This is a genomic window from Verrucosispora sp. WMMC514 (genome assembly GCF_027497295.1).
In the GTDB taxonomy this organism is placed as follows: domain Bacteria; phylum Actinomycetota; class Actinomycetes; order Mycobacteriales; family Micromonosporaceae; genus Micromonospora; species Micromonospora palythoicola.
The window spans coordinates 6,476,160-6,498,257 of record NZ_CP114906.1 but is presented as its reverse complement, the minus strand read 5'-3'; the positions used below and the strand labels follow the sequence as shown (position 1 = coordinate 6,498,257).

The following is a 22,098-nucleotide window of genomic DNA, read 5'->3' as shown; positions in this document are numbered from 1 at the left end:
TAAACGTTAGGGAGGGCCCGGTGGAGGATCTCGACAAGCTCCGGTCCTACTTGCGACGTGCCGTCAGTGACGCGCAGCAGCTGCGCGACCGGGTACGTCACCTGGAGGAGTCCGCTCGCGAGCCGATCGCGGTGGTGGGCGTGGGGTGTCGCTTCCCGGGCGGCGTCGCGTCTCCCGAGGACCTGTGGGACATCGTCTCCGGCGGCGTGGACGCCCTGGGCGACCTGCCGTTGGACCGGGGGTGGAACCTGGCGTCGCTGTCCGGCCCGGAACCCGACGCGGCCGGGACGACGTACCCACGGGCCGGCGGCTTCCTGGCCGACCTCGCCGGGTTCGACGCGCCGTTCTTCGGGATCAGCCCGCGCGAGGCGCTGGCCATGGACCCGCAGCAACGGCTGATGCTGGAGATCTCCTGGGAGGCCCTGGAACGGGCGGGTATCGATCCGACCGGACTGCGTGACACCGACACCGGTGTGTTCACCGGCCTCTACCCCGTCGACTACGGCCCCCGCATGGGTAGCGGCGCCGCCGGCGAGGTCCAAGGGTACACGCTCACCGGAACGTACCCCAGTGTGGCGTCGGGTCGGGTGGCCTACGTGCTGGGCCTGGCGGGTCCGGCGGTGTCGACCGACACCGCCTGCTCGTCGTCGCTGACCGCCATCCACCAGGCGGTGCGTTCCCTGCGCTCCGGGGAGTGCGCGCTCGCGCTGGCCGGTGGGGTGTCCACGATGCCGACGCCCGGCGTGCTCGTCGAGTTGGGCCGGCAGCGGGGTTTGTCGGTGGATGGGCGGTGTAAGGCGTTCGCGGATGCGGCGGATGGTACGGGTTTTTCGGAGGGTGCTGGGGTTCTGGTTTTGGAGCGGTTGTCGGATGCGCGGCGTCATGGTCGTCGGGTGTGGGCGGTGATTCGTGGTTCGGCGGTTAATCAGGATGGTGCGTCGAATGGTTTGACGGCGCCGAATGGGTTGGCGCAGCAGCGGGTGATTCGTGCGGCGTTGGCGGATGCGGGTTTGCGTGTTGGTGATGTGGATGTGGTGGAGGCGCATGGGACTGGTACGCGGTTGGGGGATCCGATTGAGGCGCAGGCGTTGTTGGCGACGTATGGGCAGGGTCGGGATTCTGGTGTGCCGGTGTGGTTGGGGTCGTTGAAGTCGAATATTGGTCATACGCAGGCTGCGGCGGGTGTGGCTGGTGTGATCAAGATGGTGATGGCGTTGCGGTGTGGGGTGTTGCCGCGGACGTTGCATGTGGATCGGCCGTCGTCGCATGTGGACTGGTCGGTTGGTGCGGTGGAGTTGTTGACGCAGGCGCGGCCGTGGGTTGGTGGTGGGGGTCGGGTGCGGCGGGCGGGTGTGTCGGCCTTCGGCATCAGTGGGACGAATGCGCATGTGATTGTGGAGGAGGCGCCGGCTTTGGAGGGGCCGGTGGCTGGTGGTGGGGTGCCGGTTGTCGGTGGTGTGGTGCCGTGGGTGGTGTCGGGGCGTTCGGAGTCGGCGTTGCGGGCGCAGGCGGCCCGGTTGCGGGATTTCGTGGTGGGTGCGCCGGATGTGGATGTGGCGGATGTGGCGCATTCGTTGTTGTCGACGCGGTCGTTGTTCGAGCATCGGGCGGTGGTCCTCGGCCAGACCCGCGAGGAACTGCTCGCCGGACTCACCACGACAGCCGACGGAACCGATGGCCCGTCCGCACCGGCGACGCCGGGTGGCCGGACGGTGTTCGTCTTCCCCGGGCAGGGTTCGCAGTGGGTGGGCATGGGGCGCGAGTTGTACGTGTCGTCGCCGGCCTTCGCGCGCCGCATGCAGGAATGCGCCGACGCACTGTCGCCCCATGTGAGCTGGTCGCTGCTGGACGTCCTCGACGACGCCGAGGCACTGCACCGGGTGGACGTCATCCAGCCCGTGCTGTGGGCCGTCATGGTGTCGCTGGCCGAGGCGTGGCGCTCCTGGGGCGTCGAACCGGCCGCCGTGATCGGCCACTCGCAGGGCGAGATCGCCGCCGCCTGTGTCGCCGGCGCCCTGACCCTGCCGGACGCGGCCAAGGTGGTCGCACTGCGGTCGAGGGCGATTCTGGCGCTGTCGGGTCGCGGCGGGATGGTGTCGGTCGGGCTGCCGGTCGACGCCGTACGGGCCCGCCTGACCGAAGGGCTGTCGGTGGCGGCGGTCAACGGGCCGTCGTCGGTCGTGGTCTCCGGTGAGGTCGCCGCGCTCGACGCGCTCCTGGCCCGGTGCGACGCGGAGGGGGTGCGGGCCCGGCGGATCCCGGTGGACTACGCCTCGCACTCCGCCCAGGTGGACGACGTACGCGACGAGTTGGCCCGGGTGCTGGCGGGAATCACCCCGCGACCGTCCGAGGTGCCGTTCTTCTCCACGGTCACCGCCGACTGGCTGGACACCACCCGGCTCGACGCCGGGTACTGGTACACCAACCTGCGGCACACGGTGCGCTTCGAGGAGGCCACCCGGTCCCTCGCCGACCAGGGCTTCACCTTCTTCATCGAGGCGTCCGCCCACCCGGTGCTGACCGTCGGCATCGCCCAGACGCTGGACAGCACGGACGTCACCGGCACGGTGGTGGGCACGCTGCGCCGCGACGAGGGCGGCCTCGATCGCCTGCTCCGGTCGGCGGCCGAGGCGTTCGTGGCGGGCCTGCCGGTGTCCTGGGACGCCGCCCTGCCCGACCGGGACGGTCGGTGGACGCCGTTGCCGACCTACCCGTTCCAACGACAGCGGTACTGGTTGAACACCCCGCACGACGGTGCCGCCGAGCCCGGACCGGACCAGCGGACCGACCGGCTGTACCAGGTGGACTGGCTGCCCCGCGCCGTCGACACCGCCGAGCCGGCCGGGCGGCACGTGGTCCTGGAGCCGTCCGAGACCGCCCTCGCCGGCCTCGACGACCCACCCCCGGTCGTCATCGTCTCGGTCGCGGGTGCGCCCGAGGCGGGCCCCGACACACCGGCGACCGTCGAGGACCGCCTGCACCGGCTGCTCCGGTGGTTGCCGCGCTGGCTCGGCGACGACCGCTTCGCCGACTCCCGGCTGGCCATCGTGACGCGCGACGCGATCCAGGACGAGCAGGTCGTCGCCCCGGATCTAGCCGCGACCGCGATCTGGGGATTCGTGCGGAGCGCGCAGACCGAGAACCCGGACCGGATCACGCTCGTCGACGTCGACGACCAACCCACGTCGTGGGAGCTCGTCCCGGCGGCCGTCGCGACCGGAGAGACCCAGATCAAGATCCGGACCGGTGTGCTGAGCACTCCGCGGCTGGCCCACGCCGACGGCAACCGCGCCGCGCCGCACCACCCCGGCCGACCGTCGTCGCGCCCGGACGACGCCATGCTCGGAGCCGGCACGGTGTTGATCACCGGCGGCACCAGTGGACTGGGCGCCATGCTGGCCCGCCACCTCGTACGGCGGCACGGCGTCCGTCGACTCCTGCTGACCAGTCGCCGCGGGCCGACGGCCCCGGCCGCGGCAGGTCTACGCCAGGCGCTGACCGAGGCGGGTGCCGAGGTCGAGGTGGTGGCCTGTGACATCACCGACCGGGCCTCGGTGGCCGAGCTGATCGCGGCGGTGCCGGCCGACCACCCACTGACGGCGGTGATCCACTGTGCCGGGATCCTGGACGACGGGGTCGTGGTGACCTTGACCGAGGACCAGATCGACACGGTGCTGGCGCCGAAGGTCCGCGGCGCGTGGCACCTGCACGAGCTGACCAGACACCTGAACCTCTCCGCGTTCGTCCTGTTCTCGTCGATCGCGAGCGTGCTGGGCACCGCCGGGCAGGCGAACTACGCGGCGGCCAACGCCTTCCTCAACGGTCTGGCGGAGGTCCGCCGGGCGGCAGGGCTGCCCGCCAGCTCCCTGTGCTGGGGCTTCTGGGCCGAGCGCAGTGAGATGGTCGCCGAACTCGGCGACGCGGACCTGGTTCGGCTGCGTCGGCAGGGTGTGCTGCCGTTGTCCTCGGACCAGGGCCTCGCGCTCTTCGACGCGGCACTCGACCACGACCGGGCGGTGCTGGTGCCCGCCCGCCTGGGGCAGCCGTCGCCGCACACACCCGACGGCGAACGGCTGGCCTCGCCGCTGCTGCGGGGTCTGCTCGCGGCGCCGGTCGAGGGCACCGACCCGGCAGCCGATGCCGCCGCAGAGCCGGCACTCGTGCGGCGCCTCCGCACGCTGCCGCCGGACGAGGCGGAGACGGTGCTGCTGGACGCCGTCCGCACCCAGACCGCGTTGGTGCTCGGGCACTCCGACGTCAAGACGGCCGGTGCCAGCACGGCCTTCAAGGAACTGGGCATCGACTCGCTGACCGCGTTGGAACTGCGGAACAAGCTGTCGGCGATCGTCGGCGGCAAACTGCCCGCCACGATGGTCTTCGACCATCCGAACCCGCGCGCGCTCACCAAGTTCCTGCTCACCCGGATCGCTCCGGACGCCGGCACCGACACCGGCTCCGTCGTCGATCGGCTGACCAGGGAGATCGAGGCGCTGGGCAACCAGCTCGACGACGTGTACCTCGGTCTCGGGCCCGAGGAGCAGGCGAGCATCGCCGCGCTGCTGGGTGAGTTGCGCGGCCGGGTGACGGCGAAGACGGGCGTTGGCGCACCGGTCGGCATCGTCGACCGGATCAGTTCGGCCTCGGCGGGAGAGCTGCTCTCGCTGCTGGACCACGAGCTCGGCTAGGGGAAGAGCGATGACCGACGACAACAATGCCGACGTCCTGGACTACCTCCGTCGGACGTCCATCGAGCTGATGGAGACGCGCAAGCGGTTGCGCGAGTTGACCGAGGCCGCCAGCGAGCCGATCGCGGTGGTCGGCCTGGCCTGCCGGTTCCCGGGCGGCGCGGTGACTCCGGAGGCGTTGTGGGACCTTGTCGAGTCGGGCGCGGATGTCATGTCTGACTTCCCCACCGACCGGAACTGGGACCTCGACGAGCTGTACGACCCGAACGCCGGCCGACCCGGCACCTGCTACACCCGCACCGGCGGCTTCCTGAGCGACGCCGGAGACTTCGACGCCGAGTTCTTCGGCATCAACCCACGCGAGGCGCTGGCCGCCGACCCGCAGCAGCGGCTCCTGCTGGAGGTGTCGTGGGAGTCGCTGGAACGTGCCGGCATCGACCCGCACTCGTTGCGTGGCAGCCGCACCGGTGTGTTCGCCGGCCTGGCCTACTTCGGATACGGGAACCACTTCGTCACGCCCGAGGTCATCTCCGGGTACGCGCAGACCGGATCGCTGGCGAGCGTGGCGTCGGGCCGGGTGTCGTACGTGCTGGGCCTGGAGGGTCCGGCGGTGTCGACCGACACGGCCTGCTCCTCGTCGCTGGTCACGGTGCACCAGGCGGTGCGTTCGCTGCGCCAGGGCGAGTGTGACCTCGCTTTGGCCGGCGGCGTGACGGTCACCGCGACGCCGCAGGTGTTCCGGGAGTTCGCCCGGCAGCGGGGTTTGTCGGTGGATGGGCGGTGTAAGGCGTTCGCGGATGCGGCGGATGGTACGGGTTTTTCGGAGGGTGCTGGGGTTCTGGTTTTGGAGCGGTTGTCGGATGCGCGGCGTCATGGTCGTCGGGTGTGGGCGGTGATTCGTGGTTCGGCGGTTAATCAGGATGGTGCGTCGAATGGTTTGACGGCGCCGAATGGGTTGGCGCAGCAGCGGGTGATTCGTGCGGCGTTGGCGGATGCGGGTTTGCGTGTTGGTGATGTGGATGTGGTGGAGGCGCATGGGACTGGTACGCGGTTGGGGGATCCGATTGAGGCGCAGGCGTTGTTGGCGACGTATGGGCAGGGTCGGGATTCTGGTGTGCCGGTGTGGTTGGGGTCGTTGAAGTCGAATATTGGTCATACGCAGGCTGCGGCGGGTGTGGCTGGTGTGATCAAGATGGTGATGGCGTTGCGGTGTGGGGTGTTGCCGCGGACGTTGCATGTGGATCGGCCGTCGTCGCATGTGGACTGGTCGGTTGGTGCGGTGGAGTTGTTGACGCAGGCGCGGCCGTGGGTTGGTGGTGGGGGTCGGGTGCGGCGGGCGGGTGTGTCGGCCTTCGGCGCCAGTGGGACGAATGCGCATGTGATTGTGGAGGAGGCGCCGGCTTTGGAGGGGCCGGTGGCTGGTGGTGGGGTGCCGGTTGTCGGTGGTGTGGTGCCGTGGGTGGTGTCGGGGCGTTCGGAGTCGGCGTTGCGGGCGCAGGCGGCCCGGTTGCGGGATTTCGTGGTGGGTGCGCCGGATGTGGATGTGGCGGATGTGGCGCATTCGTTGTTGTCGACGCGGTCGTTGTTCGAGCATCGGGCGGTGGTCCTCGGCCAGACCCGCGAGGAACTGCTCGCCGGACTCACCGCGACAGCCGACGGCGAGGAGTCGGCGGGAGTCGTGCGTGGCGTCGCCACGGAGATCGGCGGCGTCGCCCTCATGTTCCCCGGCCAGGGAGCGCGCTGGAGCGGCGTGGCGCGGCAGTGGTACGACGCCTTCCCCGACTTCGCGCGGAGCCTGGACGAGATCTGCGCGCGCTTCGACGCGTACCTCCCGTTCGCCCTCAAGCCCATCCTGTTGGCCGAGCAGCCCGCGGACCACAACCGGACGGACATCGCCCAGCCGGCCCTGTTCGCCCTGCAGGTCAGCCTGTACCGGCTGGTCACCCGGTATGGTCCGCGGCCGAACTTCCTGATCGGTCACTCCGTCGGCGAGATCGCCGCCGCGCACGTCTCCGGGGCGCTCAACCTCGACGACGCCACCAGGCTGGTGGCCGCGCGGGGCCGGATCATGCAGACGGTCCGCGAACGCGGCGCCATGCTGGCGGTACGCGCGGACGAGCACACCGTGGGCGAACTGCTCGACCGGTACGACCGCGTCACCATCGCCGCGGTGAACGGCCCGGACTCGGTGGTGGCCTCGGGTACCCGTGACGACGTGCACGACCTGCGGGACCGGCTCCTCGCCCGCGGTGTGTCGGCGAAGCTGCTCGACGTCGACCACGCGTTCCACTCCCCGCTGATGGACCCGGTCCTGGCCGAGTTCGCCGACGCGATCCACGAGCTCGCGCCGGGCACGATGACGATCCCGATCGTGTCGACCCGGCTCGGCCGGGAGGCGACCCTGGCCGAGCTGACCTCCGTCGAACACTGGGTGAGCCACGTGCGCGAACCGGTCCGCTTCCACGCCGCCGTGGAGCAGGCCCGCGCCGCCGGCGTCGACGTGTTCTTCGAGGTGGGGCCGGGCTCGACGCTCGCGAGCATCACCACGGACGCCTTCGCCACCGCGAACGTCAACGACGCGCTGGTGGTGTCGTCGGCGCGGCGCGGTCGCGAGGCCGCGGCGGGACTGGCCGACGCGTTGGCGCGGCTGCACGTCCGGGGCGGCGCCGTGGGCTGGGCCGACCTGCTCGGTACCCGCGAGTGGGTCGACCTGCCGACGTACGCGTTCCAGCGCCGACGCTACTGGCTGGACTTCCGGGCCGGGACGACGGCGGACGTGGCGACCGCCGGCCTGACGGCGCCGGACCATCCGCTGCTCGGTGCCGCCGTCGACCATCCCGACACCGGCGAGGTGATGTTCAGCGACCGGTGGTCGGTGCGGACCCACCAGTGGCTGGTCGACCACACGGTGTACGGCCAGGTGGTGGTGCCGGCGACCGCGTACCTGGACCTGGCGCTGTGGGTGGGCGACCAGGTCGGCTGCGCCGCGGTCGAGGAACTCTCCCTGGAGGTTCCGTTGATTCTTCCGGACGCCGGTGACGTGCGGGTGCGGCTGGTCGCCGGCGCACCGGACGAGACCGGACGTCGCCGTCTGACCGTCTACTCGTGTGCCGGCGACGACCAGCCGGCAGCGGCGTGGACCCGCCACGCCATCGGCCGGCTGGCTCCGGTCACCGCGCCGCCGTCCGCCCGGACCGTCACGCAGTGGCCCCCGGCCGCCGCCCGACGGCTCGAGTTCGCGGAGCTGTACGACTCCCTCGCGGACGCGGGATTCGACTACGGTCCGGCGTTCCGGGGGTTGGCCGAGGTGTGGCGGGACGGCGACGACCTGTTCGCCGCCGCCACGCTGCCCGAGGCCGCGATGACCTCGTCGGGTGGCGGGTTCGCGCTGCACCCGGCGCTGCTGGACACGGTGCTGCACGCCCTGGTGGCCGGCGGTGCCATCGAGGTACGCGGCGAGCAGGGCTGGATGCCGTTCGCCTGGTCCGGCGTACGGCTGGCCGGCGACTGCGGACCGTCGGTCCGGGTCCGGCTGTCCCCGGTCGGCGAAGGCGCCTTCTCGGTGACGGTCGCCGACGAGCGCGGCCGTGCGGTCGCCCACGTCGACGCGTTGACGTTCCGGCGGGTCAGCGCGGAGCAGGTGCGCTCGGCCGCCGGCAGTCCGGAGCAGTCGCTGTTCGAGCTGCGATGGCGGCCGGTGGAACCGCCCGAACGGGGACCCCACCGCGGGCAGTGGGCGGTGCTGGGCGCCGAGGACGGCCTGGCGGCCCGTCTCGGGGACGCGGACGGCGACGTCACTCGCTACGAGTCCGTCGACGCGGCGGTCGAGGCCGGTCCGCCACGACACCTCGTGATCGGGGTGGACGACCTGCTCGTCGGCGGCGACCCGGTGGCCGAGGTGAGCCACGCGACCAACGACGTCCTCACGCTGGTCCAGCGGTTCCTGACCGATGAGCGGCTGGCCGCCACGACGCTCGTGGTGATCACCCGATCGGCCGTGGACACCGGCGACGGGGTGGACAGCCTGCCTGGCGCGTCGGTGTGGGGCCTGATCCGGTCCGCCCAGACGGAGCACCCCGGACGGTTCCGGATCGTGGACGTCGACGACGAAGCAGCCGCACGCGCCTGCTTCCCGGCGGTGCTCGCCGCCGGCGACGAACAACTGGCGGTGCGGGGCGAGGCGTATCTCGTTCCCCGGATGGTTCCGGTCACGCCCGCGGAGCACCGGCTCGAACCGCCACCGGACGACGCCCACCGGCTGGGCATGTCCAGCGCCGGCACCCTGGAGAACCTGACCTGGATCCCGGGCCCGCAGGCGCAGGCCCCCCTGACCAGTGGGCAGGTGCGGGTCGCGGTGCAGGCCGCCGGCCTCAACTTCCGGGACGTCACCATCGCCCTCGGGCTGGTGGAGCGAACCGCCTTCGACGCCGGGCTCGGCAGTGAGGGTGCCGGCGTCGTGCTCGAGGTGGCCGACGACGTGACCGGGCTCGCGCCGGGCGACCGGGTGCTGGGCATCTTCCCCGGCGCGTTCGCACCGGTGGCCGTGGCGGACCACCGCCTGGTCACCGCGATCCCCGACGGGTGGAGCTTCGCCGAGGCGGCGTCGATGCCGAGCGCCTTCCTGACCGCCTACCACGCCCTCTTCCAGGTGACCAGGCTCGCGGCCGGACAGCGCATCCTGATCCACGCCGGTGCCGGCGGTGTGGGTATGGCCGCCGTCCAGTTGGCGAAGTATGTCGGGGCCGAGGTCTACGCCACCGCCAGCCCCGGCAAGTGGCCGGCGCTGCGGGCCCTGGGAATCGACGACGAACACCTGGCCTCGTCGCGCGACCTGGAGTTCGCGACGAAGTTCTCGGCCACCACGGGTGGTCGCGGGCTCGACGTCGTGCTGAACTCTCTCGCGCACGACTTCGTGGACGCCTCCCTGCGGCTGCTGCCCCGCGGCGGCACCTTCATCGAGATGGGCAAGACGGACATCCGGGACGCTGGCCAGGTGGCCGCCGAGCATCCGGGCGTCGACTACACGGCCTTCGACCTCTACGAGGCGGGTCCGGACGCGCTCCGGGGCATGTTCGAGAAGGTCATGGAGCTGTTCGCCGACGGGCGGGTGCGGCTGAACCTGGTCTCGGTGCGCGACGTCCGGGACGCGCGCCGGACGTTCCGGGAGATGAGCCAGGGCCGCCACGTCGGCAAGCTGGTCCTCGACATTGGTGGGGGCCTGGGTGGCGGCACCGTGCTGGTCACCGGTGGGACCGGGGGAGTGGGCTCGCTCGTGGCCCGGCATCTCGTCGCCGAGCACGGCGTACGCAGTCTGCTGCTGGCGAGCCGTCGCGGCCGCACGGCGGCCGGGGTGCCGGAGCTGGTCGCGGACCTGGAGGACGCCGGCGCGACGGTCCGGGTCGTGGCCTGCGACGTGGCCGACCGGCAGGCCGTGGCGGAGCTGCTGGCCGCCGTGCCCGGCCGGTACCCGTTGACGGCGATCGTGCACGCGGCGGGTGCGCTGGCGGACGGCACCATCGAGTCGCTCAACCGGGACAGCCTCGACCGGGTGCTCCGGGCCAAGGTCGGCGGTGCGGTGCACCTGCACGAGCTGACCAGGGATCGGCCCCTGTCGGCGTTCATCCAGTTCTCCGCGCTCGCCGGCACGCTGGGCACCGCGGGACAGGCCAACTACGCCGCGGCGAACGCGTTCCTGGACGGGCTGGCGTCACGGCGCCGAGCCGGCGGCCTCGTCGCCACCTCGCTGTGCTGGGGGTGGTGGGAGCAGAGCAGCGGCATGACCGAGAACCTGGACCAGGCCGACCTGTCCCGGCTGCGGCGGATGGGTGTCGGTCCGTTGCCGACGTCCCAGGCGCTGGCCCTCTTCGACGCGGCGTGCGCGCTGGACACGCCGGTGCTGATCCCGGCCCGACTGGACGCCACGGCGCTGCGCGGCAGACCCGCCGACGAACTGCCGCCGGTGCTGCGCGAGCTCGCCGACAGTGGCCGACCGGTACGCGCCAGCTCCCGCCGGGCCTCCGACGGTGGCTCCCGTGGGTTGCGCGACCGGCTGGCGGCGCTGCACGGCGACGAGGCGCAGGCGGCCGTACGGGAGTGGGTCTGCGAACAGGTCGCGGTCGTGCTCGGCTATCCGGCCGGTGCGGTGGTCGACGCCGAGCAGCCGTTCACCGTGCTCGGGTTCGACTCGCTGACCTCGGTGGAGCTGTGCAACCGCCTGGCGTCCGCGACCGGGCTGCGGCTGCCCTCCACACTCGTCTTCAGCTATCCGACGCCGGACGAGTTGGGGCGGCATCTCAACGACCTGCTGCGTCCGGAGCCGCAGTCCGACCCGGCCGAGGACGCGGTCCAGGCCGGTGACGAGGCGATCCGTGAGGCGCTGCGCACGGTCTCCATCGACCGGCTGCGTGACCTGGGCATTCTCGAACAGATTCTGGCCTGCGCCCAACCGGTGCAACCGGACGGTCCGGCGGCCGGTGCCGAGCCGGACGAACTGGCGGAGCTGGACCTGGAGGCGCTGCTGGACCTGGCTCTCGACGGGAGGAACAACTGACATGAGCGACGCCAATGACGGTCCGGCCGTGAGCGCGGGCGGGGACCGGGTGCAACAGGCCCTGCGCGCCCTGCTGGCCGAGCGTGACCGGCTCCGCCAGGAGAACGACGCCCTGAAGGCCGGCCGCGGTGAGCCGATCGCGGTGGTGGCGATGGCCTGTCGCTACCCGGGCGGTGTCTCGTCACCGGAGGAACTGTGGGAGGTGATCCGCGCCGGCCGGGACGTCGTGTCGGACTTCCCCACCGATCGTGGCTGGCGCGACGTCTACCACCCCGACCCCGACACCACGGGAAGCTCGTACGTGCGGCAGGGCGGGTTCCTCACCGACATGGCCGGGTTCGACGCCGACTTCTTCGGCATCTCCCCGCGCGAGGCGCTGGCCGTCGATCCGCAGCAACGGCTGCTGCTGGAGACCTCGTGGGAGGCGTTCGAGCGGGCCGGCATCGTGCCCGCCGAGGTACGTGGTGCCGAGGTCGGCGTGTTCACCGGGGTGAGCTCGTCGGAGTACGGGACCCGACTCCTGGACGGCCCCAGCGAACTGGAGGGTTACCTGCTGCAGGGCAGCACCCTGAGCGTCGCCTCCGGCCGGGTGGCGTACGAGCTGGGGCTGACCGGGCCGGCGGTGTCGATCGACACGGCGTGTTCCTCGTCGCTGGTGGCCCTGCACCTGGCGGCGCAGTCGCTGCGGGCGGGGGAGTGTTCGCTCGCGCTGGCCGGCGGGGCGTTGGTGATGTCGACGCCCTCGATCTTCGTGGAGTTCTCCCGACAGCGCGGGCTGGCGCCCGACGGCCGGTGCAAGTCCTTCGCGGACGGCGCCGACGGGACGGGTTGGGCCGAGGGGGTGGGCGTGCTGCTGCTGGAGCGACTGTCGGACGCGCGCCGCAACGGCCATCCGGTGCTGGCCGTGCTGCGCGGATCGGCGGTGAACCAGGACGGCGCCAGCAACGGGCTGACCGCCCCCAACGGCCGGGCCCAGGAGGAGGTCATCCGGCGGGCGCTGGTCAACGCCGGGGTGTCGGCGTCCGAGGTGGACCTGGTCGAGGCGCACGGTACCGGAACGGTGCTGGGCGACCCGATCGAGGCCGGGGCGCTGCTCGCGACCTACGGCCGGGACCGGGCGGCGGACCGTCCGGTCTGGCTGGGCTCCCTGAAGTCCAACATCGGCCACGCCCAGGCCGCGGCCGGCGTCGCCGGGGTCATCAAGGCGGTGCTGGCGATGCGCCACCGGTACCTGCCGAAGACGCTGCACGTCGGCGCACCCTCCGGGCACGTGGACTGGTCCTCCGGTGCCGTCCAGCTCCTGGTCGAGGGGCGCGAGTGGGAACCGGCGGACGGTCCGCGGCGGGCCGCGGTGTCGTCGTTCGGGGTCAGCGGCACCAACGCTCACGTCATCCTCGAGGAGCCGGCGGCGGCCGAGGCGGACGACCACCGCCCGCGCGCCACGGTGCTCGGCGGGCTGGCGCCGTGGGTGGTGTCGGGCAAGAGCGCCGCCGCCGTGGCGCAGCAGGCCGCCAGGTTGCACGACTTCGTCGCCGGTGATCCCGCCGTCGACGTCGCCGACGTCGCGTCCTCGTTGATCTCGCACCGCACCCGGTTCCCGCACCGGGCGGTCGTGCTGGGCCACGATCGGGACGAACTGCTGCAGGGCCTGAGGGCGGTACGCGACGGCACCGACTTTCCCTCGGTGGTGCGCGGGGTCGCCGGCAACCTGGGCGGGGCCGTCTTCCTGTTCCCCGGGCAGGGCTCGCAGTGGGTCGGCATGGGCCGGCAGTTGTACGACTCCTTCCCGGCCTTCGCCACCAGCTTCGACGAGTGCGCCGCGGCGCTGGCCGAGTGGGTCGACTGGTCCCTGCTGGACGTCATGCGGGGGGTGCCCGGGGCGCCGACGCTGGACCGGGTCGACGTGGTGCAACCGGTGCTGTTCTCGGTGATGGTGTCCATGGCCGCCCTGTGGCGATCATGGGGGGTCGTGCCGGCCGCGGTGATCGGGCACAGCCAGGGCGAGATCGCCGCGGCCCATGTCTGCGGCGCCCTGTCCCTGCGGGACGCCACCCGGATCGTGGCGCTGCGTAGCCAGGCACTCGTGGATCTGATCGGACACGGTGGCATGGGTTCGGTGGTGGCCGGCGTCGATGTCGTGGCGCAGCGCCTGGCCCCGTGGCAGGGCCGGGTGAGCATCGCTGTCGTCAACGGACCTCGCTCGGTGGTGGTGTCCGGTGAGCCGGCGGCGCTCGACGAGTTCATCGACGCGATGAAGGCCGACGACATCCAGGCGCGCAGAATTTCCGTCGACTACGCGTCGCATTCCCATCAGGTGGCCCGGGTACGCGACAAGGTGATCGATGCGCTGGACGGCGTGGCTCCGGTCACCGCCCCGGTGCCCCTCTATTCGACGCTGCACGGCACGCGCCTGGACACCGCCGAACTCGACCGGGATTACTGGTACGACAATCTGCGCGAAAGGGTGCTGTTCGATTCCGCCGTGCGACGCTCGGCCGAGGACGGATTCCGGCTATTCATCGAGATGAGTCCGCATCCGGTGCTGACCGTTCCGGTGCAGGAGATCGTCGAGGACCTCGACGACGCGCTGGTGCTGTCGTCGACCCGCCGCGATCGGGAGGAGGTGGCGGCGTTGCTCGGTTCGCTCGCCCACCTTCATGCCCGTGGCGGGACGGTGGACTGGAGCGCGCTGATCGGGCCGAGCCGTCGGGTGGACCTGCCGACCTACGCCTTCCAGCGGCAACGCTACTGGGTGGACTCCGTACGCCGCGAGGCCGCGCCGGAGCTGCCGGCCACGGTGCCACCGACGGCCGACGAGCCGCAGGCGCCCCTGTCCGACCAGATCTCCGCCCTGCCGGCGGAGGACGCGACGGCACTCGTCCTGGCGCACGTCCTCGACAAGGTCGCCGTCGTGCTGGGCCGCAGCTGCGGCACGAGCATCAACCCGGACCAGCAGTTCAAGGAGATCGGATTCGATTCACTGCTCTCCATGGAGTTGAGTAAGCGTCTCACCACCTCGACGGGTGTCAAACTCCGGGCGAACCTGGTGCTGCGCCATCCGTCACCACGAATGGTTGCCGGGCACATCGTGTCCACCCTTGCGGGCAGCGACCAGCACTAAGGAAAAAAGGGGCTTTCCGGGCTCCGTCGCCGATGCATTGTCCCGCCAGCGGGACGAGACGGGTAAGGGCGGTGAGCTTGCCGCCTCCGCTTTCCAAATGGCTTGTAAAGCTGGATCACCTCACGGAATGTGGGAGGTGGTTGGCGAATTTCTTCGATTCCCGCGCTATTGCTGAGGGGTGATTCGTGTGCGCTCGTTCGATGCTTCGCCCGCACACAAGGGACTGTGGCTGGCGGACGGCATGGCGTCCGCCACGCTCAACCACGCGCTGACGATGTGGGACGTGGCGGGTGAGCTGGACGAGACAGCCATCGCGTCCGCGTTCCGGCACGTCCTCGACGAGGCGGAGATCCTTCGGGTCACCTTCGTCGACGACGGCGCCGGACTGAGGCTGGTACCCCGGGAGCTGGGCGACTGGCGACCGTTCTTCCTGGACCTCGCGGACACCGACGATCCCGAGCGGGCCGCGCGGGACGCCCTGGCCGAAATGATCAGCAAGCCGTTCGACGTGTCGCGCGACGTGCTGTTCCGGCTGGGCGTGGTCAAGCTCGCCGCGAACCGGTCGCTCCTGGTGATCGCCTACCACCACCTCGTCGCCGACGGCTACGGCGCCGGCGGCCTGCTGTCGCGGCGCCTGGCCGAGGTGTACACGGCTCTGGTACGGGGGCAGGAGATCCCGGCGCTGCCGCACCGCTGGGACGTCGAGTCGTTCGCGGCGATCGCCACCGAGTACCTCGCCTCGGATCAGTCGACCGCGGACGCCGAGTTCTGGCGCGACTACCTGAAGGAAGCGCCCCCGCCGGCGCAGGTTCCCCGGATCGTCGTCCCCGATGCGCGGCGAGCCGAGCTGGAAACCCCGATGAGCAGCGCGGACAGCTGGGCCGAGGTGGCCGGCGCGATCGGCATGGCCAGCCGGACGCTTACCGTCGCGCGAGCCGAGGCCGACGCGTGGGCCGCCGCCGCGGATTCGATGGGTGTGTGGATGTCGTCCATGCTGACCACGGCCGCGGCGGCGTTCCTGCGGCACCGCTGCGACCTGCCCGAGTTCCTGCTCTCCCTGGCCGCCGGCAACCGGAGCGGACCGGCGGGCACGACCCCCGGGCTGGCCGTCAACGTGGTGCCGGTGCGGGTCCGCGTCCCGATGAGCACGACCGTCGCCGAGCTGGCCGACGCGATCGTCGAGGAGACCTACGAGATCTCCGGGCACACACTGCGCCACTACTCCGACATCCAACGCGCGGTCGCGGTGACTCCCAGCGAACGCGGGAGCTTCGGCGTGGTCATGAACGTCATCGAGTTCGTCGACCAGATCCACTTCGCCGACCATCCGGCGCGCTACTCCGGGGCGACGACCGGGAGCTTCAACGAACTCTCGATCGGCGTCTACCGCGACGGAACTCCCGACAGCGACCTGTTCATCCGGTTGGACGCGGCGGCGAGCCTGTACTCGCGGGCGGAGCTGCGCCTGATCGGCGAGGACCTGATCGCGTTCATCCGGGCCGTGGTCGCCGCCGGCGCACAGCCGATCGGCGCGTTGGACGTGGCCGGCGACACCGAGCGGGACCGGATGCTGACGGCACCGGAGGAGACGACGGCCCCGGCTCCGACGATTCCGGAGCTGTTCGCCCGACGGGTGGCGCGGGATCCCGACGCGGTCGCCCTCGTGACCGGCGACTCGTCGATCTCCTATCGGCAACTGGACGAGCGATCCGGTCGGCTGGCCGGGGCGCTGCGTGGTCGCGGCATCGGACCCGAGACGGTCGTGGCGGTGGCGATGCCCCGATCGGTGGACCTGGTCGTCGCGCTCCTGGGCGTGGTCCGGGCGGGTGCCGCCTACCTGCCGGTCGACCCGGGCCTGCCGGCCGACCAGCTCCGCTCGCAGCTCGACACGTCCGACGCGGGCATGCTGCTCGTCGACGCCGCGCCGGCCGACCGGCTGCGGGCCGATTCGACGGTGCCGGTGGTGATGTGCCACGACCTCGAGGCGGCCGCCACCGATGGTGCCGAGCCCGCCCGGGCACCCGCCGACGGCGCGGTCGCCGTGCTGTACGGCTGCGCCTCGGCCGACCCGGACACCGGCGTCGTGGTCACCCAGCGGAACCTGGCGCGGTTCGTCCTGGACCGACACTGGCCACGCGACAGCCGCGACACCGTCCTGTGGCACACGTCGCCCGCCTCCGACGCACTCGCCCTCGAACTGTGGCTGCCCCTGCTCACCGGCGGCCGGGTCGTCGTGGCCGAGCAGACCGGGATGGACCTCGACGGGCTCACCGCGATCCGGTCGGCACACCAGATCTCCGTCGTCTGGCTGAGCGCGCAGCTGTTCTCCGCCGTCGCCGCCGAACGCCCCGACGCCCTGGCGGGACTGAGCCAGGTGTGGATCCCGGCCGACCAGGTGACCGCGACCGCCATGCAGCGGGTCCGCGCGGCCTGTCCGGGGCTGTCGATCGTCAACGGTCACGGTCCGGTCGGCGCCACCGCCCTGGTCCGGGCGCGCGGCGCGGCGACCGACGAGCAGCGGCTCGCGGCCGCCGCCGGACTGACCGACGGCGTGGCTCGCTACGTGCTGGGCCCCGGGCTGACGCCGGTGCCGGACGGCGTGGTCGGTGAGCTGTACGTGGCCGGCCCGGCCGTCGCGCGCGGATACGCCCGGCGGTCCGGGCACACCGCACAACGGTTCGTGGCCTGCCCGTTCGGGCCGGCGGGCGGGCGCATGTACCGCACCGGTGACCGAGCCCGGTGGGGCGCCGACGGCCGGTTGGAGTACGTGGGCCGGGCCGGTGGTCGGGCCAGTCTCGGTGGCGCCCAGGTCGACACCGGTCACATCGAGGAGGTGCTCGCCGAGCATCCCCGGCTCGCGCAGTCGTTCGTGGACGTCGGTGCCGACCCCGCCGGCCAGCAGCGCCTGGTGGCGTACGTGGTCCCGGTGCCCGCCCGCGACGCGACGGCCGCCGGCGCCGCGGATTCCGGCACCGATGCCGTCCACGAGGAGCTCAGCCGCTTCGTCGCCGGGCGGGTGCCCGAGTCCCTGGTGCCCTCGGCCTTCGTGGTGCTGGAGCGGCTGCCGGTCACGGCCGGTGGCCGGGTGGACCGGACCCGGCTACCGGTGCCCGAGTTCCGCGACGGTTCGTACCGGGCGCCGCGCAACCATACCGAGCAGGTCCTGGCGAAGCTCTTCGCCGACGTTCTCGAACTGGACCGGATCGGGATCGACGAGGACTTCTTCGATCTCGGGGGCAACTCACTGCGGGCGATCAGACTCGTCGGACTGATCCGCGCGGAGCTGCACCTGGAAGTTTCCATCCGCACGTTGTTCGCCGCGCGCACCGTCGCCGGCCTGTCCCAGCGTTGGGAGAACCTCAACAAGTCGAGCAGGCCCGCGCTGCGCCGGCGGACGAAAGGCGGAGCAATCGTCTGAGCGGGCAGCCGCTCGCTCAGCCGGATCACATCCCAGCGACATCGACATGTCGATGGCGCGAAAGTATAGGAGGACGTGGATGCCAATGAGGATTTCTTCGACAACAGCGGCCGTCACCGGCGTGGCGCTGCTCGCCGCGGCGGTGCTGAGCCCGGCCGTCGCCCAGGCCACCGAGTCGTTCGGCTCGTCGGCTCAGGGGGTGGCGCCGACCTCCGCGCTCCAGCCGCTGAAGAAGCTGAAAGGTAAGTGGACCTGCACCGGGGCGACGACCCTGCCGGACGGCAGCCAGTTGGCGTTCGACACCCAGTCGACCGCCAAGTTCATCCTCGACGGGAACTTCATGCGGTGGCAGGAGACGAACACCATCGACGGTACGCCGATCGCCTCGGCCGAGTACATCTGGGGTTGGGACGCCCAGCAGGGCCTCTTCACGGCGGACCGCTTCGACAGCTCCGGTCAGCGCGGCGCGCAGACGACCCCCGGGTGGGTCGACGACACGCTCACCTCGACCGGCGTGCTGATCCAGCCGGACGGCACCTCGCTGCCGCTGACCACCACGATCACCAAGACCGCCAGGGACGCCTTCACGGTGCAGGCGACGATCAGCCTGGGGGCGGAGCCGGGCGCAGCCAGCGTGCTGTCCGAGTCGTCCTGCGTCCGGTGACGAACGTGTCGTCACCGGTCGACGGTTGCAACCAGGTACCGGGTTTCGCTCACTGACCCGGGGATCCCCGGCGGGCGATCGCCCGCCGGGGATCCCGCAGAGCCACTATTGCCGGCCGACATACGAACAGCGCGTCGTGCGGCCATGCCAGCGGGAGAGTATTCATGACGAATCGTGAACATGAGATCTACGACGTGGTCGGCATCGGGTTCGGACCGTCCAACCTGTCGCTTTCCATCGCCCTGGAGGAGCGCGCACTGGACGAGCCGGAACGTGCGCTCAGCAATCACTTCTTCGAGCGTCAGCCGCAGTTCGGCTGGCACCGCGACATGTTGCTGCCCTCGGCGACCATGCAGATCTCGTTCCTCAAGGACCTGGTGACCTTCCGCAATCCGACGTCGAGCTTCAGCTTCATCTCCTTCCTGCACGCGGCGGGACGGCTCTCGCAGTTCGTCAACAACCAGGACTTCTTCCCGACCCGCCAGGAGTTCCACCAGTACCTCGAGTGGGCGCAGTCCCGGGTGGCCGGCCGCGTCTCGTACGGCTCGGCGGTGACCTCGCTGCGCCTGGCACCGGTCGACCCCACGGCGCGACCGGACCGGCTGCGGCTGACCGTCGCGGATGTCACCGGCCAGGTCAGCCGGGTGGTCGAGGCCCGCAACGTGGTGATCTCGACGGGCCTGGTCCCGAAGATGCTCGACGGGATCACGAGTGACGAGCGGGTCTGGCACAGTTCGGAGTTCCTGCAGAAGTTCCGCCGCATGGACCCGCGCGAGCTGCGCCGGGTGGCGGTGGTCGGGGCGGGCCAGAGCGCCGCCGAGATCACCAGATTCCTGTACGACGAACTTCCGCACGCCCAGGTTTCGGCGATCATCCCGTCCTACGGCTACTCCATCGCCGACGCCACGCCGTTCGCGAACCAGATCTTCGATCCCCGGGCCGTGGACCACTACTACTTCGGCTCCGACCAGACGCGCGAGGCGTTCTGGCGGTATCACCGCAACACGAACTACGCGGTGGTCGACGACGAGGTGATCCGGGATCTCTACCGCAGGGCGTACGACGACGAGGTGCGCGGCGTCGACCGGCTCCACTTCCTCAACCTGACCAGGGTGGACGGGGTGAAGCGCTCGGGCGCCGAGACCCGCGTCTTTCTCCGGGGCGGCCCCGCCGGCGAGAAGGACGAGCTCGAGGTGGACGCCCTCGTCTGCGCGACCGGCTACGACTCGATGGAGCCCACGGGTCTGCTCTGCGCGCTCGACGAGCACTGTCTGCGGGACGAGGCTGGTCGGCTCCGGATGGAACGTGACTACCGCATCGCCACCACCCCGGACGTGCCCTGCGGCATCTACCTGCAGGGCGGCACCGAGCACACCCACGGCCTCAGTTCCTCGCTGCTGTCGAACATCGCCGTACGCAGCGGCGAGATCGTCGACTCGATCCTCGCCCGGAGTGCCGGACGAAACGACAAGCGCTCCATGTACGCCAGGGCCGCGGGCGGAGTCCGTTAGCCGTCGCGTGCGGCCGCCGCGACCTGGAGAGGAGACGGTGTGATGAGAACCCTGACGAAGGACCGGTGGATACGTCGCTTCCACGACGGCGAGGGGTGTACGACGAAGCTCGTCTGTTTTCCCCATGCCGGCGGCTGGGCGAGCGCGTACCGCACCTGGCCGGCGAGCCTGCCGACGAACGTCGGCGTGCTCGGCATCCGGTACCCGGGCCGGGAGGACCGCCTCAGCGAGCCGTTCCCGTCCAGTATCGAGGCTCTGGCGGACGACGTGACCGACGTGCTCGACGGGCTGGCCGGGCAGCGGATCGTGCTGTTCGGGCACAGCATGGGCGCGTCGGTGGCACACGAGGTGGCCGTGCGCCTGCACCGGCGGGGTCGTCCCCCGGCCGCGCTGTGCGTGTCGGCCCGGCTTCCTCCTGCGGCGCTGGTCGACCAGCCACGGTTCAGATACACCGATGACGAGATCATCGCCGAGATCGTCCGCCACGACGCGAGCCGTACCGAGGTCTTCGCCGACCTGGAGCTGCGGGAGTTCGCGTTGCCCGCCATCCGCGCGGACCTTGAGCTGGTGAACGACTACCGAGGCGGGCGTCGGCCGCCGCTCGACTGCCCGGTGTTCGGGTACCTGGGTGAGCAGGACTCCGCGATCAGCCCGGAGCAGATGCGGGGGTGGGCGGCCGTCACGCGCGGTCCCTTCCAGCTCCGGCTGTTCCCCGGTGGGCACTTCTATCTCAGGGACGAGGAGAGCGGGCTGCTGACGGACATGGCGCGGATCTGGGCGCCGGGAGGCCGTGATGGCGATCCGCGATGACGGCGGTGGCCGCAGAGCACTCACCGAACGCTGGTCGCGCACGACGGTGAGCAGTTACGGCACCCCCGGTCTGGCTCTGGTCAAGGGCAGTGGCGCGGTGGTGACCGACGACGCCGGCCGGGAGTACCTCGACCTGATGGGCGGCGCCGCGACGAACGTGCTGGGGCATGCCCACCCGGCCGTCGTGAACGCGGTGTCCAGGCAGGCCGCGACGCTCGGCCACGTATCCAGCCGGGACGTGGCCGAGCCGACCGTGCTGCTCGGCGAACTGCTGCTGGCCCTGACCGGGCCGGGGCGGGTGGTGTTCACCGACTCCGGTGCCGAGGCGAACGAGACGGCGTTCCAGGTCGCGCGGCTCACCGGCCGGTCCGAGGTGGTCGCGACGACCGGGGCCTTCCACGGCCGGACCATGGGGACGCTCGCGTTCACCGGTCAGCCGGGCCGGGCGCATCCGTTCCGGACGCTGCCGGACGCCGTCACCCATGTCCCGTTCGGTGACGTCGAGGCACTGCGCGGCGCGGTCAGCGACAGCACGGCGATGGTGATCCTGGAGGCGATCCAGGGCGAGAACGGCGTGCTGGTACCGCCGCCCGGTTACCTCGCGGCGGCTCGCACGATCTGTACGGCGACCGGGGCGTTGCTGGTGCTGGACGAGGTGCACACCGCCCTCGGCCGCACCGGGTACTGGTTCCACCACCAGAGCGAGGGGATCGCGCCGGACTTCGTCACCCTGGCCCAGGGCCTCGGCGGCGGCCTGCCCCTCGGGGCCTGCCTGGCGTTCGGGACGGCGGCGGACCTGCTGGCCACCGGTGCCCACGGGACCACCGTCGGTGGCAGCCCGCTCAGCTGCGCGGCTGGGTTGGCGGTCATCCGCACCATTGCCGGCATGGGCCTGCTCGACCACGTCAAGCGGGTCGGCGACCGGCTGCGCGCCGGCATCGAGGCGGTCGCGCACCCGCTGATCGCCGGGGTGCGTGGCGCCGGGCTGCTGCTCGGCATCGCGCTCACCGAACCGGTCGCCGTGCCGGTGACCGACTGGCTGCGGACGGCCGGCTTTCTGGTCGACGCCGTTCAGCCCGCCGTGATCCGGCTCGCGCCGCCCCTGGTGCTCACCGCGGCTCAGGCCGACGCCTTCGTCGACGCGCTCGCGCGGGCACTTGTCGCCGATCCCGGGCCGAGACCACCGGCGCGGTTGCTGGTGCCCGAGGCGGCCTGAGCGGCACTACCTTCCCTGGCTCGACACCACCGACGGGCGGCGTACGCCGACGGTGGTGTCGGCGCACGCCGCCCGGGACGGGGGAGTGGGAAGCAGGGGTGGTGCGGGTGGCTCGGCTCGTCA

Annotated in this window: 8 protein-coding genes; all 8 read left to right on the top strand. The window is 71.5% G+C overall.

What is annotated here, in order from left to right; genetic code table 11:
- Positions 1 to 20: 20 nt before the first annotated feature.
- On the top strand, positions 21 to 4,685 hold the full coding sequence (locus O7597_RS30100; RefSeq protein WP_281581467.1) for a type I polyketide synthase: 4,665 nt from the start codon (positions 21 to 23) through the stop codon (positions 4,683 to 4,685).
- A gap of 10 nt (positions 4,686 to 4,695) precedes the next feature.
- A complete protein-coding gene (locus tag O7597_RS30095) occupies positions 4,696 to 11,235 on the top strand; it encodes a type I polyketide synthase (RefSeq protein WP_281581466.1) in 6,540 nt (2,179 codons plus the stop codon).
- A 1-nt stretch (position 11,236) separates the two neighbouring features.
- Positions 11,237 to 14,356 (top strand): beta-ketoacyl synthase N-terminal-like domain-containing protein, encoded by a 3,120-nt coding sequence (locus tag O7597_RS30090; protein WP_281581465.1) that lies wholly within the window; start codon positions 11,237 to 11,239, stop codon positions 14,354 to 14,356.
- A 187-nt stretch (positions 14,357 to 14,543) separates the two neighbouring features.
- Positions 14,544 to 17,774, top strand: a complete 3,231-nt coding sequence (locus O7597_RS30085; protein ID WP_281581464.1) for an AMP-binding protein — start codon at positions 14,544 to 14,546, stop codon at positions 17,772 to 17,774.
- 85 nt (positions 17,775 to 17,859) lie between these two features.
- Positions 17,860 to 18,438: a DUF1579 family protein gene (locus O7597_RS30080; RefSeq protein WP_281581463.1), complete on the top strand. Its 579-nt coding sequence runs from the start codon at positions 17,860 to 17,862 to the stop codon at positions 18,436 to 18,438.
- Between the two features lie 164 nt (positions 18,439 to 18,602).
- Entirely contained in the window at positions 18,603 to 19,949 is a 1,347-nt protein-coding gene (locus O7597_RS30075) for a SidA/IucD/PvdA family monooxygenase (protein WP_269742060.1), read from the top strand.
- A 42-nt stretch (positions 19,950 to 19,991) separates the two neighbouring features.
- Positions 19,992 to 20,759, top strand: a complete 768-nt coding sequence (locus O7597_RS30070) for an alpha/beta fold hydrolase (protein WP_281581462.1) — start codon at positions 19,992 to 19,994, stop codon at positions 20,757 to 20,759.
- Complete coding sequence (locus O7597_RS30065; RefSeq protein WP_269742058.1) at positions 20,743 to 21,975, top strand: acetylornithine transaminase; 1,233 nt, start codon at positions 20,743 to 20,745, stop codon at positions 21,973 to 21,975. The genes O7597_RS30070 and O7597_RS30065 overlap by 17 nt, the downstream gene beginning before the upstream one ends.
- Positions 21,976 to 22,098: the final 123 nt, after the last annotated feature.

What these genes read in the sequence shown, in the direction of transcription:
- O7597_RS30075 (WP_269742060.1), top strand. Translation starts at nt 18,603, where the DNA reads ATGACGAATCGTGAACATGAGATCTACGACGTGGTCGGCATCGGGTTC.
- O7597_RS30065 (WP_269742058.1), top strand. Translation starts at nt 20,743, where the DNA reads ATGGCGATCCGCGATGACGGCGGTGGCCGCAGAGCACTCACCGAACGC.
- O7597_RS30090 (WP_281581465.1), top strand. Translation starts at nt 11,237, where the DNA reads ATGAGCGACGCCAATGACGGTCCGGCCGTGAGCGCGGGCGGGGACCGG.
- O7597_RS30080 (WP_281581463.1), top strand. Translation starts at nt 17,860, where the DNA reads ATGAGGATTTCTTCGACAACAGCGGCCGTCACCGGCGTGGCGCTGCTC.
- O7597_RS30095 (WP_281581466.1), top strand. Translation starts at nt 4,696, where the DNA reads ATGACCGACGACAACAATGCCGACGTCCTGGACTACCTCCGTCGGACG.
- O7597_RS30070 (WP_281581462.1), top strand. Translation starts at nt 19,992, where the DNA reads ATGAGAACCCTGACGAAGGACCGGTGGATACGTCGCTTCCACGACGGC.